The organism is Enterococcus villorum (genome assembly GCF_007990225.1).
GTDB classification, from domain to species: domain Bacteria; phylum Bacillota; class Bacilli; order Lactobacillales; family Enterococcaceae; genus Enterococcus_B; species Enterococcus_B villorum.
Genome location: NZ_BJWF01000025.1, coordinates 1 through 15622, shown reverse-complemented (window position 1 = coordinate 15622; position 15622 = coordinate 1). Strand labels below are relative to the sequence as shown.

General features: G+C 35.4%; 14 protein-coding genes. 13 read left to right on the top strand and 1 reads right to left on the bottom strand.

What is annotated here, in order from left to right:
- The first annotated feature begins 90 nt into the window (after window positions 1–90).
- The 12 genes from EVI01_RS09175 to EVI01_RS09120 all read left to right on the top strand — a co-directional run bounded on the left by EVI01_RS09175 (window position 91) and on the right by EVI01_RS09120 (window position 14306).
- A complete protein-coding gene (locus EVI01_RS09175) occupies window positions 91–465 on the top strand; it encodes a hypothetical protein (protein ID WP_010750665.1) in 375 nt (124 codons plus the stop codon).
- Between the two features lie 85 nt (window positions 466–550).
- Window positions 551–2083 carry an AcpB/EbpR/MafR family transcriptional regulator gene (locus EVI01_RS09170; protein WP_010750664.1) on the top strand — a complete coding sequence of 511 codons (1533 nt, stop codon included), beginning with the start codon at window positions 551–553 and terminating at the stop codon, window positions 2081–2083.
- Window positions 2084–3226: 1143 nt separating this feature from the next.
- On the top strand, window positions 3227–4210 hold the full coding sequence (locus EVI01_RS09165) for a glycosyltransferase family 2 protein (protein ID WP_010750663.1): 984 nt from the start codon (window positions 3227–3229) through the stop codon (window positions 4208–4210).
- A gap of 12 nt (window positions 4211–4222) precedes the next feature.
- On the top strand, window positions 4223–5221 hold the full coding sequence (locus EVI01_RS09160; RefSeq protein ID WP_010750662.1) for an SDR family oxidoreductase: 999 nt from the start codon (window positions 4223–4225) through the stop codon (window positions 5219–5221).
- 760 nt (window positions 5222–5981) lie between these two features.
- Window positions 5982–7358, top strand: coding sequence for a hypothetical protein (locus tag EVI01_RS09155; RefSeq protein ID WP_010750661.1), 1377 nt, complete (start codon window positions 5982–5984; stop codon window positions 7356–7358).
- Window positions 7342–7788, top strand: coding sequence for a YaiI/YqxD family protein (locus tag EVI01_RS09150; RefSeq protein WP_010750660.1), 447 nt, complete (start codon window positions 7342–7344; stop codon window positions 7786–7788). Before EVI01_RS09155 ends, EVI01_RS09150 begins: the two co-directional genes overlap by 17 nt.
- Before the next feature lie 183 nt (window positions 7789–7971).
- Window positions 7972–9048 carry a D-alanine--D-alanine ligase gene (locus EVI01_RS09145; protein ID WP_010750659.1) on the top strand — a complete coding sequence of 359 codons (1077 nt, stop codon included), beginning with the start codon at window positions 7972–7974 and terminating at the stop codon, window positions 9046–9048.
- Window positions 9049–9128: 80 nt separating this feature from the next.
- Window positions 9129–10481 carry a UDP-N-acetylmuramoyl-tripeptide--D-alanyl-D-alanine ligase gene (locus EVI01_RS09140; protein WP_010750658.1) on the top strand — a complete coding sequence of 451 codons (1353 nt, stop codon included), beginning with the start codon at window positions 9129–9131 and terminating at the stop codon, window positions 10479–10481.
- A 323-nt stretch (window positions 10482–10804) separates the two neighbouring features.
- A complete protein-coding gene (cshA, locus tag EVI01_RS09135) occupies window positions 10805–12316 on the top strand; it encodes a degradosome RNA helicase CshA (RefSeq protein WP_010750657.1) in 1512 nt (503 codons plus the stop codon).
- 129 nt (window positions 12317–12445) lie between these two features.
- Complete coding sequence (acpS, locus tag EVI01_RS09130; RefSeq protein WP_010750656.1) at window positions 12446–12796, top strand: holo-ACP synthase; 351 nt, start codon at window positions 12446–12448, stop codon at window positions 12794–12796.
- 15 nt (window positions 12797–12811) lie between these two features.
- Complete coding sequence (alr, locus tag EVI01_RS09125) at window positions 12812–13933, top strand: alanine racemase (RefSeq protein WP_010750655.1); 1122 nt, start codon at window positions 12812–12814, stop codon at window positions 13931–13933.
- Window positions 13934–13943: 10 nt separating this feature from the next.
- Window positions 13944–14306, top strand: a complete 363-nt coding sequence (locus EVI01_RS09120; RefSeq protein ID WP_010750654.1) for a type II toxin-antitoxin system PemK/MazF family toxin — start codon at window positions 13944–13946, stop codon at window positions 14304–14306.
- Between the two features lie 557 nt (window positions 14307–14863).
- On the opposite strand, the gene rpsN is transcribed toward EVI01_RS09120, so the two are convergent.
- Window positions 14864–15133 carry a 30S ribosomal protein S14 gene (gene rpsN, locus EVI01_RS09115; RefSeq protein ID WP_010750653.1) on the bottom strand — a complete coding sequence of 90 codons (270 nt, stop codon included), beginning with the start codon at window positions 15131–15133 and terminating at the stop codon, window positions 14864–14866.
- Between the two features lie 175 nt (window positions 15134–15308).
- Between rpsN and EVI01_RS09110 the strand changes: the two genes are divergently transcribed.
- Window positions 15309–15622: alcohol dehydrogenase catalytic domain-containing protein (locus EVI01_RS09110; protein ID WP_146811620.1), on the top strand; the 314-nt coding region annotated here is incomplete at its 3' end.

Sequence of the window (15622 nt, the reverse complement as noted above, 5' to 3'; positions counted from 1 at the left end):
AAAAGGGAGTACAATACCTCAATAAAAGAACGTAAAGAACGTTAGATTTGTTTTATTATTAACAAAAATGAGTGTATTGGAGGAACGGATATGGATTTTATCGATTGTAGTATCTATGGCGTGGTAGAAAAAGAGCAGTCGTCAGGGGAATTTTTAAGATTTATAGTCACCGATATTTATAAAACCGCTGAAGAATTGAAAGCTTTTCTAAAGCTAAATAAACATTGCTTGGTAGAAAAACTAGAAGAAGGGCATATCGTGCCAGAATTACTTCTAAAAAGTAATCAAACAATCGCTGATTTTATTTTTGAGGAAAATTTTAAAGTGGTGAATGCGATTATCAAAACGAAGACAGGAAAAAGGCTAGCGAAAACAGTAGTAGATTTTGAAGATCGTGATATTGTTCAGGATATTCATACGTTGTATCAGAATATCAATATTGTACAACTAACCGATTTTTTTTAAGAGACGGAGGTCTCTTTTTTTATTTTGTCCATGTTTAATGGTAGGATTGATTTGTAAAATGAAACAGAGTTAAGGAGTCCTTAAAATGATAAATTATGATCAGTCAAATACCCTTGAAAAGTTAGTCGATTCATCCACGCTACTTGAAGTTCAATTAGCTAAAGAGTTAAATAAAACTTCTCAACGATGGTTGACGACAAATGACGTTGGAAATATTCTTCAAATCAATACAGCTGCTGTGTTACGAGTGACTGAAAAATTAGCTAGAGATATTTCTGATCTAGGAGAAGAGGGGATTGAGCTGATTATTTCGAAAGGAAAAGGAATCCAAATTAACATTCGTAATGATAAAGATATCCAAGTGTTGATTGCTTACATCATTTCTCAAGCACCAGCTGTTCAATTATTGGAAGCAATTTTTAAAGAAGAAATTTCCTCTGTGACACAATATGCACAACAAAATTATGTGAGTGAAGCAACTGTTAGAAGAAATATCAATAAAATCAGGTCTTACTTTGACGATTTTGATGTGACTATTTCACGAGTAACAGCCAAACTAGAAGGTGATGAAAAACAAATTCGCTTATTAATGATGATTTTCTATTGGCGTGTTTACGGAGGGGTGACTTGGCCATTTGATTCGGTAGCTGAACAAGACATAGTCGAGATGACTAACCATTTGCTCTATTCGTTAATTCTGTCAGATATAGAAATTCCTCATCTTTTTATCCGTCAAATTAGCTATTATTTTGCTGAATCAGTTTTACGTACAAGAAAAAAGAACTTTATTGATGCGAAAGATAAAAAATTAGGTGAAATCGCTCAAGGATATCGCTATGAGCATTTCAAAGGAGTATTGGAACAAGAGTGTATAGGGAAAATTAATATTTCAGAAGAAGAAACGGCTTTTCATTATACTGTTGGATTATCAATGTCAGCTTCTTACCATATGTTAATTCCTAAAACAATCGATGAGATCATTGAAGACCATCGCAAAAGAAATACGCTGATTTTTCAAGCAACAGATTTGTCTTTGAAAAAAATCAATTCTTATTTCTTTACCAAAAATGAAATAAATTTAGACACAAGCTTTACTAGATATGGTTTATTTAGCTGTCATTGTTTTGCTTATGTTTTTAAAAATTTTAAATCGGATATGAACGGATTAATATATACTAATTATTTTCAAACTAATTATCCAACGCTTTCGACAATGGTTTATCATTTTCTTAAAGAATTATATGAGTTATCATCGAACGAAATTTTTCTGGAACAACGATATTTATTGTTGCCTTATATAAAAATTATTACACAGGATATTGAACCGGTTTATTTTGAAAAGGAGATTTCTGTTATTCTAGAAAGTGACATGCCTATATTAATTACCACTCATATAATTAAAAAAATAGCGTTCTACTTTAAAGAACAATATCATCTCAAATTTCTGACATTTCCTGAGAAAAAGCTTGCAGAATCAGTGGATGTAGTGATCACTACTGCTGCAGTAAAAAATTTGAATAAGCAATACCCAAATGCGAAAATTATTAAAATAAATCGTGAACCAAGTCCAAAAGATTTTAGAGAACTTACTGCTATTTTTGAAACAGTGAAAAAATGAGCTGCATTAGAGAGGTTTGTCCTAAGAAAATATAATTAGGAATCATAATAGAAATCGAACTAAAGTTAAACCAAGTAGATGAAATGTCAAAAGGGACCTTTCCTCTTTCAGAAACATGAAAAGATCGTTTTGCCAAGTTTAAAGTGGAAGCAACTATTAAAAACTGAGATGGAAAGAATATCCATAAGAAAATTAGTAGAGAGAAAATAGATAGACTTAGAAATTTAGAAAAACTCTTCCTATAGGATATTCTCTAAGTGTTGATAGGTATTGATGATAGTTACAGTCAATTTTTAATTTCCTGTGACATGAAAAGAACTTTTTATGTAGGAATAGAGGGCAACTCTATTTGTTTCATCAATCAAAAGAGCAAATAGTAAACTGCTCATTTTGAATAATTAAATAAGACAAGATAAGATAAGCTATCATTTAGTCGTGGGATTTGGGGGAGTTTATATACACACTTAATGAATGATCTGCCCACAAAATGATGAGCAAAAAAACTACTAGTTTTTTATAAATTAGTAGTTTTTTTTGCTTTATAGAATAGGGGATATGTTCATTACTAAAAAATTGTCCAGCGAATAACTAAAGGAATTAAGAATGAAGTAGAGAAAACTATAATCGAATCATTTTGTTTGTTCAATTATATAGCTTTGACTTTATTGACCATATAAATAAGTATGATTCCAATGATAGGTGTGGATGCAGTAAAGATACTACTGTTTATTTCAAAGGGGAGGTAATTTTCTTAAACGTTAATTTCAATTACCCCTTATTAATTGATCTGTATGCCGTATGATTTGGATAAAAGCAATTTCTGCAAAAAACATATTTTAAAAAAATATATTTTGATTATCTCAATCAGTGATAGTCGATAAAATAAAAGAGTGGGAACAAGCTAATCAGCCTATGAGTATTCTAGCGAAAAGAAGTCTTTCCTACGAGGCTTCTTTTTCATTTGATTGTCTTAATATTACTTGTTACTTCGGTTTTAAAGGGTCCAAAAATGATTGATTTTAACTAAGTAAGAGTGATTCACTGGGAAACTAAGAGATCAACTGTTACTTTCTGATTTTTATTAGCAATTAACGTGGTTAACATTAGACGATATACAACTAAAAGAAAAAAAAGGAGAAGAGTGTGAAGGATAACATAGAAAACCAAGTAAGCATCATTGTACCTTGTTATAACGTAGTTAATTATTTGCAAGACTTTATTGACAGTATGATTAACCAAACATATAAGAACTATGAACTTATTTTTGTGAATGACGGTTCAACAGATGGCACATTGGATTATTTAAATGAACGAATCAAAGAATTGAAGAATGCAAAGATTATTAACCAGAATAATCATGGATTGGCATATGCTAGAAATGAAGGATTAAAAATTGCCCAAGGCGAATATGTCGCATTTTTTGATCCTGATGATCAACTTCACAAGAAAACATTGGAGGAAAATCTTGAATTATTCTCTATGTATACGGTTGATGTAGTGATGTTTAGTATGCAGTACGTGACCGAATCATGTGAAAGAATTAAAGAGGTTACTCTACGATCGAATAAAGACCTTCAAATTATGGATTATAATCAATTTCGCGAACATTTTCCCGAAATATTTTTTGAGACAAGCTTTTTTTCAGCATGTAATAAACTTTATCGCAAAGATTTTTTAATAAAAAATCAACTTGTTTTTCCTGAAATTCGGACAGGGCAAGATTCAATATTTAATTGTCAAATGATGCTAAAAGGATGCAAGTTATACATCAATCACAAAATCTATTACTATTATCGATTTGGCAGACCAGGCTCAGCGGCAGCGAATAAAGTAGATGATCAAAGAATTATAGATGACAATCAAGTATGTGAAGTATTTAAAAAGTTTACTCGAGAACTCGGATTGAACCCAAGCTATTATCGACAGTTGAGTTTTCAAAAAGTGAATAAGTTATTTGAAAAAATAAAAAATGCTTATGACGAGCCAAGAGAAAAGATGAATCTTCTTTTTTCTCAGCCAGAATTTCAGACCGTTTTACGTTTTTCTAACATTGATTCAATCAAAGGAATTAAAAATAAATTGAAATTTATTTATTTAATAAAAGAAAAAAATAAGTGGATAGGTTAAAAAGGAGAATTCATGGATATAAAAAACAAATTTCCCAAAGATACACGATTTTTAGTAACGGGTGGTGCTGGTTTTATTGGTAGTAATCTTTGTGAACTACTCATTGAGGCTGGTTATCATACTCGTTGCATGGACAACCTTTCAACAGGAAAATTGGAGAATATACAACATTTAATGGCATGTAACAATTTTGAATTTATTAATGAAGACATTACTAATGTAAGTAGTTGTGAATCAGCAGCTGAAGGAGTCGATTACATTTTTCACCAAGCTGCATGGGGAAGTATACCGAGAAGTATTCGCATGCCCGTTGAGTATGGAGAAAATAATATTCAAGGGACCTTAAATATGTTAGAAGCCGCTAAAAAAAATCAGGTAAAAAAATTCGTTTATGCTTCTAGCTCTTCCGTTTATGGAGATAGCCAAACGCTGCCTAAAAAAGAAGGTGAAGAAGGAGAAGTGATTTCTCCTTACGCATTGACAAAAAAAGTAAATGAATTACATGGGAAATTGTATTCAGATATCTATGATCTGCCTACTGTAGGACTTCGCTACTTTAATGTGTTTGGTAGAAGACAAAATCCTAATGGGCAATATGCGGCGGTGATTCCCAAATTTATTGAATTGATGCAACAGAATGATCCTTTAAAAATTTATGGAGATGGTAAGCAATCTAGAGATTTTACCTATATTGATAATGTGCTTCAAGCAAATATAAAAGCAGCTTTGTCTTCTGATAAAACAAATGGGAAAGCTTATAATATTGCGTGTGGAGAGGTCATCAATCTAAATAACTTAGTCGCCATAATGAGTAAAATTTTTAATAAAGAAGCTCAAGTAAATTATACGGAGAAAAGAAAAGGCGACATTGTCAATTCCTACGCTAGTATCGAAAAGTCTGTGGAAGCTTTAAATTATTCTCCGACAATAAAGCTAGAAGAAGGTTTAGCTGAAACAATCAAGTGGTATATGAGTCAATCGGTAGAGATATTGAGTGCTGGATCCAAATAGAATAAGCGAGACAAAAAATTAAGAAATGGCGAGCCACTAGATTATATCAAGATATTTATTTGACAAGGATTTAAAATAGATGAAGGAAGAAGGCTTTTTTATAAAAGAAATTCAGGTGCAGATAGAAGTTTATGTCATTCGCTAGTGTGGATGAGTTTAAAAAATTGAAAAGTATGGAGAAGGTGCGTTTCCTAAAATAGGGAACGCACTTTCTGATATTTATATCAAAAACAGGTGGAAAAATTCCTCTTAGCACAGGCTTCATGTCATGGATAGTACTGCTAAATACAAGTATTATAACCGAAAATTTGTTGATCTTTCTCAACCTAATCATATGAAGTAAGAGATTGAAACAACAGGAAAAAAGAGGTAGTTTCTAATAGGATTTTAAAAAGAAAATTTATGACAATGTCTTAATGGCTTCTTTTTATAAAATAAGAACAAGACAACTGATCAATGATGCGCTATTCAGAAAAGACTTGAATGAGGTTCAAAATGAAAAGAACATCTGTAAAGTCAGTTTGCTCGAAGTATATTTCCATGACAATATCCCAAGAGTCAATGGAATATGAAAAGTTATATGCTAAAAGAAGTGTTACTTGAAGAAGTTACTTTTGTCTTCGTCGCAGGTTCTTTTTTCGTCTGACTATAATCTGAGAGAGAATATTCTCTATAATTGGTTTCTATTTAAATTAATGCTAGAATGACTTTAAAAACCAATGGAAATATAACTGTAAATTACTAGCTAAGGAGCTTTTTTATGTTCGAGAAAATCAAACAATTTGGGCGTAATTTTACACAAACGACGCCTTTTATTTTAAGCAATACGGTGATTTTTATACCGTATCTTTTATTTTTAAGTTTAAGTGATGGAAACAATTTGGCCTCTATTTTGCCTTTTACGCTATTTTATACTTTTCGGATGACGGGGTTGTTTTTGATACGCAGTATTCGTTTTGGCTTAGATAGCTATACATTACTAATGATCTCTCTTTTAATGGGGGGAGCAGGAGCATTACTAGGTGTTTTTGGCGTCTTATATTTCCCTTTATTTTATTTCTCTAGTATTTTACTAGGATTAAGTGCAGCTTGGTTGCCTCCAGCAAATGTGACCGTAAACTATCATGAAAAACGGCAAGGATTCACGAACATGACTGGGAAACAATACCCATTTGCGTTAGTTTTATTAGTTATCTTATTTCGTTCAATTGAGCTTTCTGGGATAACACAAGTGGTTATTACTTTAGGGTTATACACCTTGTTTTATATTATGGCCTATCATACGGTGAGTCATTACCCCAGATATGAGCTTGATTTCAAGGATATCAAGACGACGATGTTTGTCCCAAAAGAATTCTTCCTTTTTCTCCTTTCTTTTGTTTTATTGTTTTTACTTCGGAATGCAAGAATATTAGTAAATTCAGCACTTTTTGATTTTGCAATTTATGTTTTTTTATGTTTCTTTATTCTAGCGGCTTTTTATTTAGGGCGTGTCAAAAAAAGTTGGAAACTACCTGTTTGGCTCAATTTGTATACTTTTTTTAGTGGCATGCTAGGGAATTTTCTTTTTTTATTTAGCACATTCTATATAGGCGTGATATATGGATTTGCTCATTTGGCGACTGCTATGTATCTCCCATATATCGCCGGAATGATTTTAGCAAAACTGATCGGAAATAGTGTGTTGAAAAAAGTTTCCACGTCACCGGTAGTTGCTCAATTGATTGGTGTGTTTGGTTCACTACTGATTTTATTGATTCCTGGTTTCTTTACTATTGGTTTATTTTTCGTCAGTTTTTGTCACTCAATTATTAGCGGTTGGCTTAATCGTACATGTTATGAAATAAATGCAGATATACCAATGGATCAACGTGTAGTTATCAAATATACTACACAAAACCAAGGAAGCGTGGTCCATCAATTTCTTTTAATGGGTCTGCTATTGGGTCTTACGCGCTGGTTCGATCAGCCGGTAGCAATGTTGTTGCAGTTAACAGATAAAATTAGTGTTTCCGATACGAGTGCGCAGTTGATGGAGTATGCAAAGTGGGGGAATATTGGGTTCTTACTGATGAGTGTAGTCATTGTTTATCTTTTATGGAAACGAGAGGAGGGAGCGCATGCGCATCGTGATTGATGGAGATGGTTCTCCAGTTAAAGAAGATGTGATTGAGATTGCTCAGGCTTATCAACTGGACGTTGTGATTGTGACCAGTGTGGATCACTACACTACAAAAGTGTATCCCTCCTATGTTCAATTTGTCTATGTTGATCAAGGTGCCGATAGCGCAGACTATAAAATTGTCGGTTTAATTCGTAAAGGAGATATCTTAGTCACGCAAGACTATGGACTGGCTTCTTTGGTGTTGCCAAAAGGCGTACGAGTGTTTCACCAAACAGGCAAAGAGTTTACTTCAACCACGATAGACGGTTTATTAGAACAACGTTATCAAAGCAGTAAATTACGAAAAGCAGGCCTAAGAACAAAAGGACCTAAACCTTTTACGCCACAAGATCACCAAAGCTTTAGGCAAGCGCTAATCCATGCACTTAATCAAGCAGGATGACACAAGATGATTAACTAAATATAGTAAAATTAGAAAAAGTGGGCAATCTGTTTTCAGCGTATTTTTTCTGCTTTTAGACTGTAAGTTCATGAACTTTTTTAAATAAGAGGTTTGCTTCTTTTGATTTTATGCTAAAATATGAAGTAAAAATGGAAATGATATTGGATACGGGAGGACAATCTTTTGAAGATTACTTTACTATACGGCGGGCGCAGTGCAGAGCATGATGTTTCGATTCTCTCAGCGTTTTCAGTCTTAAATGCGATTTATTATACGTATTATCAAGTTCAACTTATCTTTATTAGCAAAGAAGGCGAGTGGGTTAAAGGACCTTTGCTAACAGAAAAACCAACGAGCAAAGAAGTTTTGCATTTAACATGGGATCCAAGTGGGAAAGTGACAGAAGGTTTTACGGGAAAGGTGATCAATCCTGGAGAAATCAAAGAAGAAGGAACGATTGTTTTTCCTGTGTTACATGGACCAAATGGAGAAGACGGGACCATTCAAGGATTTTTAGAGACTTTAAACTTACCTTATGTTGGTGCAGGGGTATTAACAAGTGCTTGTGCAATGGATAAGATCATGACCAAATACATTTTACAAGCGGCAGGAGTACCGCAAGTGCCTTATGTCCCTGTATTGAAAAGCCAATGGAAAGAAAATCCTAAGAAAATATTTGACCAATGTGAGGGTTCTTTGCTTTACCCAATGTTTGTTAAACCAGCAAATATGGGTTCAAGCGTAGGCATCTCAAAAGCAGAAAATCGAGAAGAACTTCAGCATGCTTTAGCCATGGCTTATCAATATGATTCACGTGCTATCGTTGAACAAGGAATTGAAGCACGTGAAATTGAAGTGGCTGTTCTAGGTAATGAAGATGTGCGCACCACCTTACCTGGTGAAGTAGTCAAAGATGTGGCTTTTTATGATTATGATGCAAAATATATCAATAATAAAATTGAGATGCAGATCCCGGCAGAAGTGCCAGAAGAAGTGCATCAAAAAGCACAAGAGTACGCAAAAATCGCTTATACCATGCTAGGTGGCAGTGGCTTAAGTCGTTGTGATTTCTTCTTAACGAATAAAAACGAATTATTCTTAAATGAATTAAATACGATGCCTGGATTTACTCAATTTAGCATGTATCCATTATTATGGGAAAATATGGGCTTGAAATATGGAGATTTGATTGAAGAATTAATTCAATTAGGTATCAATCGTTTCAATCAACGACAAAGTTTTTTTGAAGTACACGAATAACCAAATCATATAAATAGAAGCTGGAGCTGATGTCACTGACATCGGTTCCGGCTTCTAAATGCGAAAAGGTAGGTTTTTTTATGAAACTAACGGTACAAGAAATCGCACAAGCGGTAGGAAGTAATCAGGACGGTTTAACTGAGATCACAGGAGTAGAATTTGACAGTCGTAAGATTGAAAAAGGACATTTGTTTGTTCCATTAAAAGGAGCAAGAGATGGGCATGATTTTATTCAACAAGCGATTGCTAATGGTGCTGTTGCTACTTTTTGGAGCTTAGATCCAGCAAAAGCGCCTACTGAAATCCCTGTGATTTTTGTAGCAGATCCCTTGAAAGCCATGCAAGCTTTAGCAACCTATTATTTAAAGAAAACTGGCGCTGAAGTAGTCGCTATTACCGGAAGTAATGGGAAAACAACAACCAAAGATTTAACTGCTTCGGTTCTAGCACAAAAATACCGGACATATAAAACACAAGGAAATTATAATAATAATATTGGCTTACCATACACCATTTTGCATATGCCTGCCGATACAGAAAAAATCGTTTTAGAGATGGGCATGGACCACGCAAAAGAGATTACCGAACTATCGCTGATTGCTCAACCTAAAGTGGCTGCCATTACTATGATCGGCGAAGCACATATTGAAAATTTAGGCTCAAGAGAAGGCATTGCAAAAGCGAAAATGGAAATCGTTGATGGTTTGGTAACAGATGGGTGCTTGATCATTCCAGAAGCAGAACCTTTACTAAAACCTCTTACGGCAAATTTAACACAATCTATCGTAACATTTGGGTTAAATAGCGGAGATTTAGTTGCTAAAGTAACAGAGGAAAGCAAAACGGCCACACACTTTAGGGTAGATAAAGAATCTTTCATAATCCCTTTACCAGGTAAATACAATGTAACTAATGCCTTGATTGCTTATGCTGTTGGACAATTCTTTGGGTTATCAACACAAGAGATACGCCTTGGGTTAGCCAATGTTTCCATGACTCAAAATCGTACAGAATGGCTAAGTGCGGGAAATGGTGCAGCCATTTTAAGTGATGTCTACAATGCCAATCCTACCGCTATGGGACTAGTACTAGATATGTTTGCAAACCTAGAAGTAAAAGGAAGAAGAATGGCTGTTCTAGCGGATATGCTGGAATTAGGTCCTGATGCTTTACAGATGCATGCGCAAATGGCTGAACATCTGCATCCCGCTGATTATGCCGTCGTCTTTTTATATGGCCCGCAAATGAAGGCATTAAAAGAAAGGCTATCCATCGAATACCCCGATTTGAAAGTGAAATACTTTGAAAAAGAGAAGGAGCAACTTATTGCAACGATCAAAGCAGAATTACAACCAGAGGATAGTATTGTCCTAAAAGGAAGCAATGGGATGGATTTATGGGCTGTTGTACAAGAATTACAGAAAATGAAATAACGAACTGTAAACTTGCAGAAAACATTAAATTATGCTAGAATAACCTATTGCCGAAAGATGAAGAGAAATTGGACTGGTTTGATCGATTTTTATCAATTGCTAAAGCCAGATGTCATAACAATGATAAAGCTGAACGCGACCCGTTTGGCTTTTCTAATGCCTGAACTTCGCAAAGTGATTTTTCGGTGGTGCCACAGGGGCTAAGGATGGATGGAAAACGTGCGTGGCCACTGTCAAAAGATTCAACCACTTTGACCGAACAATCGACGGGGTAGCAAAAATTAAGCTACATCCTCAGTTAACAACCATATAGGAGGATTCATTTGAAATTTAAAGAACTAGATTTATCACCAGAATTATTGAAATCAGTAGAGCGGGCTGGTTTTGAAGAAGCAACACCAATCCAGTCAGAAACAATCCCTTTAGCTTTGTCTGGAAAAGACGTGATTGGACAAGCACAAACAGGAACTGGTAAGACGGCTGCTTTTGGTTTGCCAATGTTAGAAAAAATTGACACTAGTCGCCATGAATTACAAGGATTAGTAATTGCACCAACTCGTGAATTAGCGATTCAAACGCAAGAAGAACTTTATCGTTTGGGACGAGATAAACGTGTACGTGTTCAAGCAGTTTATGGAGGAGCGGATATTGGTCGCCAAATCCGTGGGTTAAAAGATCGTCCAAATATCGTGGTTGGAACACCTGGCCGTATGCTTGATCATATCAACCGACACACATTGAAATTAGGAACCGTTGAAACATTAGTTTTAGATGAAGCAGATGAAATGCTAAACATGGGCTTTTTAGAAGACATTGAAAGCATTATTTCAAAAGTGCCTGAACAAAGACAAACCTTACTATTTTCAGCAACGATGCCACCAGCAATTAAAAACATTGGCGTGAAGTTTATGAAAACTCCAACGCACGTGAAGATCAAAGCAAAAGAAATGACAGCTGATTTAATTGATCAATACTATGTACGAGCAAAAGAGTATGAAAAATTTGATATCATGACTCGTTTGTTTGATGTTCAAACACCTGAATTAACGATCGTTTTTGGTCGTACAAAACGTCGTGTGGACGAATTAGCACGTGGATTAGAAGCACGTGGTTATCGAGCAGAAGGAATCCATGGAGACCTCTCACAACAAAAACGAATGAGTGTCTTACGCTCATTTAAAAATGGTCATTTAGATGTGTTAGTGGCTACAGACGTTGCGGCGCGTGGCTTAGATATTTCAGGTGTTACGCATGTCTATAACTATGATATTCCACAAGATCCAGAAAGCTATGTTCACCGTATCGGTCGTACTGGTCGCGCTGGAAAAGGCGGAATGTCAGTCACTTTTGTTACACCAAACGAGATGGACTACTTACATGTCATCGAAAACTTAACGAAAAAACGGATGGCTACTTTACGTCCACCAACTGAAAAAGAAGCCTTTAAAGGTCAATTAGGTGCGGCAGTTGAACAAATCGAAGCGAAGCTAGAAGAAAACGGTTTGGACAAATATTTGCAAACAGCAGATAAACTGTTAGAAGAATATTCTGCACAAGATTTAGTGGCATTGTTATTAAAGACAACGGCAAAAGATCCATCTGATGCCGTACCGGTTAAAATCACACCAGAACGTCCATTGCCTATGCAGAAAAAAGGCTACAATAAAAATGGCAAACGCGGTGGAGGAAATAACCGTAATCGTCGGGATAACAGTAACTACCGTGGCAACAAGTCTAAAGGTGGCTACAATAAAAATAATAACCACAAAAAAGATGGCGGAAAGCGTCAAAATGATAAAAAACGTGGGTTTGTGATTCGTACGAATAACGATTAATGTTACGCCCAAAGCTTCCTTTTTGTAAGGAAGCTTTCTTTTTTGTTATATATGGACATATTGGTGGTAAAATATCTAGAATTTGGTAGAATGAGAGTGTTCTAAAATTTTTTGAAAAGAGTCGAGTCTATGTTAAAAGGAATTGGGATTGACGCAGTGGAATTACCTAGGATTGCGAAAATCATCAAAGAAAAACAAAATTTTATCGATCGTGTGTTAACACCAAATGAAAGAGAACAATTTCAAGTTCTGCCTTTTCATCGACAAGTAGAATTTCTAGGAGGCCGTTATGCTTGCAAAGAAGCATTTGCCAAAGCATGGGGAACTGGTATTGGTAAAGTAACGTTTCAAGAAATTGAGATTTTGAAAAATGAGGCGGGACAACCTGTGGTGACGAAATCACCTCATACAGGAAAAAGCTGGGTTAGCATTACGCATACGGATGAATTAGCATTTGCGCAAATTATTTTAGAAGACTAGAAAGAAGGAAGAATCATGGTTGTCGCGTGGCATCGTCCTACAAAAATTATTATACATACAAAGGCTATTACAAATAACGTAAAAAATGAATTAGCGAGATTACCAGAAGGAAAAGAACTGTTTGCGGTTGTAAAAGCAAACGGATATGGTCATGGCGCAGTACAAACTGCACAAGCAGCAGTTGCTGGAGGCGCTACGGGTTTTTGTGTGTCTAATTTGGATGAAGGTGTGGAATTGAGAGAAGCAGGGTTTAATCAACCTATTTTGGTGTTGAATATGATTCCAGTTGATGCGTTGACTTTAGCGATTGTCCATGATTTATCGATTACTGCAGGAAATAAAGAGTGGTTGGAAAATGCAGCTAATTATTTGAATAAACATAAATTAAAACATGCGCTTTCTCTTCATTTGAAGGTGGATACGGGGATGGGACGTATTGGCTTTTTGACACCAAAAGAAGTAGTAGACGCTGTAACGTTTATTCAAGAGAGCGCCGTATTAGAATGGGAAGGTATCTATACTCATTTTTCAACAGCTGATCAAGCAGATGAAACATATTGGAAACAACAGCAACAACGTTTTTTAAACACACTGGAGCAATTACCTTTTTTGCCAAAATATGTTCATGTCAGCAACAGCGCTACGGCTTTATGGCATGATGAAAAGATTGGGAATATGATTCGTTTTGGGGTAGCCATGTATGGATTAAATCCTTCTGGCCATGCTTTAACAGAACCTTATCCACTGCAACCGGCTCTCGAATTAGTGTCAGAGCTGATTCAAGTCAAACGATTGCCTGAAGGTGAAGGTATTGGTTATGGGGAAACTTATATTACGGAGAAACCTGAGTGGATTGGAACGATCCCAATTGGCTATGCGGATGGTTGGCTACGAAATTTGCAAGGATTTTCAGTTTTAGTTGAAGGTTTTCTTTGTGAAATCGTGGGACGCGTTTGTATGGATCAAATCATGATTCGTTTGCCACATGAAGTTCCTCTAGGGACAAAAGTGACATTAATTGGTAAAAATCAAGAAAAAGAAATAACGATGCAAGAAGTAGCGGATCAAATGAGCACCATCCACTACGAAGTGGCTTGCATACTAGGAACACGTATTCCTAGAGAATATCAAGATTAAGGAGAATCCAATGGTAAAAAGAGGAGATATTTATTTTGCTGACCTTTCTCCAGTCGTGGGTTCAGAACAAGGCGGGACGCGTCCGGTCTTGGTCATTCAAAATAATTTAGGAAATCATTTCAGTCCAACGATCATCGTTGCGGCCATCACTGCCAAAATGGCAAAACCTAAATTGCCTACGCATATTGGGATTAAAGCAACTGGTACAGGTATCGAACGTGATTCTGTTATTTTACTTGAACAAATCAGAACAATCGATAAGTCAAGACTGAAAGAAAAAGTTTGCCATTTAGACAAACGAATTATGGCAGACGTTGACCATGCACTAAAAATCAGTGTGGGGATCGAAGCATTAACACCTGTCGCTAAATAAAAGCCTATACGCCTTTACATATAAAAGGAATAATGAAGTTAAGGGATGTAAAAGCATGAGTTGCTTTGATCACAATAAAGATTATTTCTCAAATTACTTTTGTATTTTGAAAAAAATTCTAGCTTATTGAATAGTGATCGAAGCTGACAACATCATTTAACAAAAAATTGTAAAATGCTCAGTGGGTTCAAGACAAAACGAATCATTTTATGTGAATTAGTGCTAGTTGTTGAGAAGTAATATCTTGTATGCTATTTAGTTGATAGTGAAGAAGGATTCTATGGATGGATTGATGATAAGAAAAGACGTCAGATAATCACTACTGTTCATAAAAAAATTCTCTAAATGAACTTTTCACAGATAGATTTTTTATAATTACAAAAAGATTGCTTTCTTAAATACTACCAAGTTACTCACTAATAAAAGCTTGGATTTTGCCTAATAGACAAAATCCAAGCTTTTATTTATGGAATGAATTAGACGAACCTTTAAGCTTGTGGCTAAATGGTGTAAAAAAGCGACGTAAACAATGTTTTTTCTTTACTTTGTGATTATCCTTACCAACTGGCTTTTTTGACGCCAGGAATAAGTCCCTGATGAGCTAATTCACGAAACTTTATCCGAGACATACCAAATTTACGCATATATCCGCGCGGCCTTCCATCAATTAAATCCCGATTTTTTAAACGTTCTGGACGTGCATCTAAAGGTAACCGACGCAACCCGTCGTAATCTTTATTCGTTTTTAATTCTTGACGCAAAGTGGCATAACGTGCAATAGTTTCTTGTTGCTTTTTTGCTTTAGCTATTTTCGATTTTTTGGCCATTTCTTTCCTCCTATATACTTATAAATCGTAAATGTTACGTTTTGTAAAGTTCACTTTATCATATTGTAAGAAAAAAGACAATTGTTTTGAATGACTGCTAAAAAGCAAGGGGCGATCCGTTTCTTTGTCAAATGCTGACTATCCACGTAAACTAGAAGAAAAGGAGGGGAAACGGATGAAAAGATTTGCTATCACTGGATATGGTCCAGCCAATGAAGTGTTTCAAGAAATAACTGTCCCATCAAGAGAAGTTACCTCAAATCATCTACGTGTGAATTTGAAAGCGTTTAGTATCAATCCTTATGACGTTGCCTTACGTTTAGGTAAGATGCAAGAAATGCGACAGCTCAAGTTTCCTTATGTATTAGGGAATGATGGTGCAGGGGTTGTGACGGAAGTAGCAAGCGATGTGACTCATTTTCATGTCGGGGATCAGGTGGTCGTTCACCCAATTTCTGGAGCATATGGGGAGGAAATTGTTTTACAGAA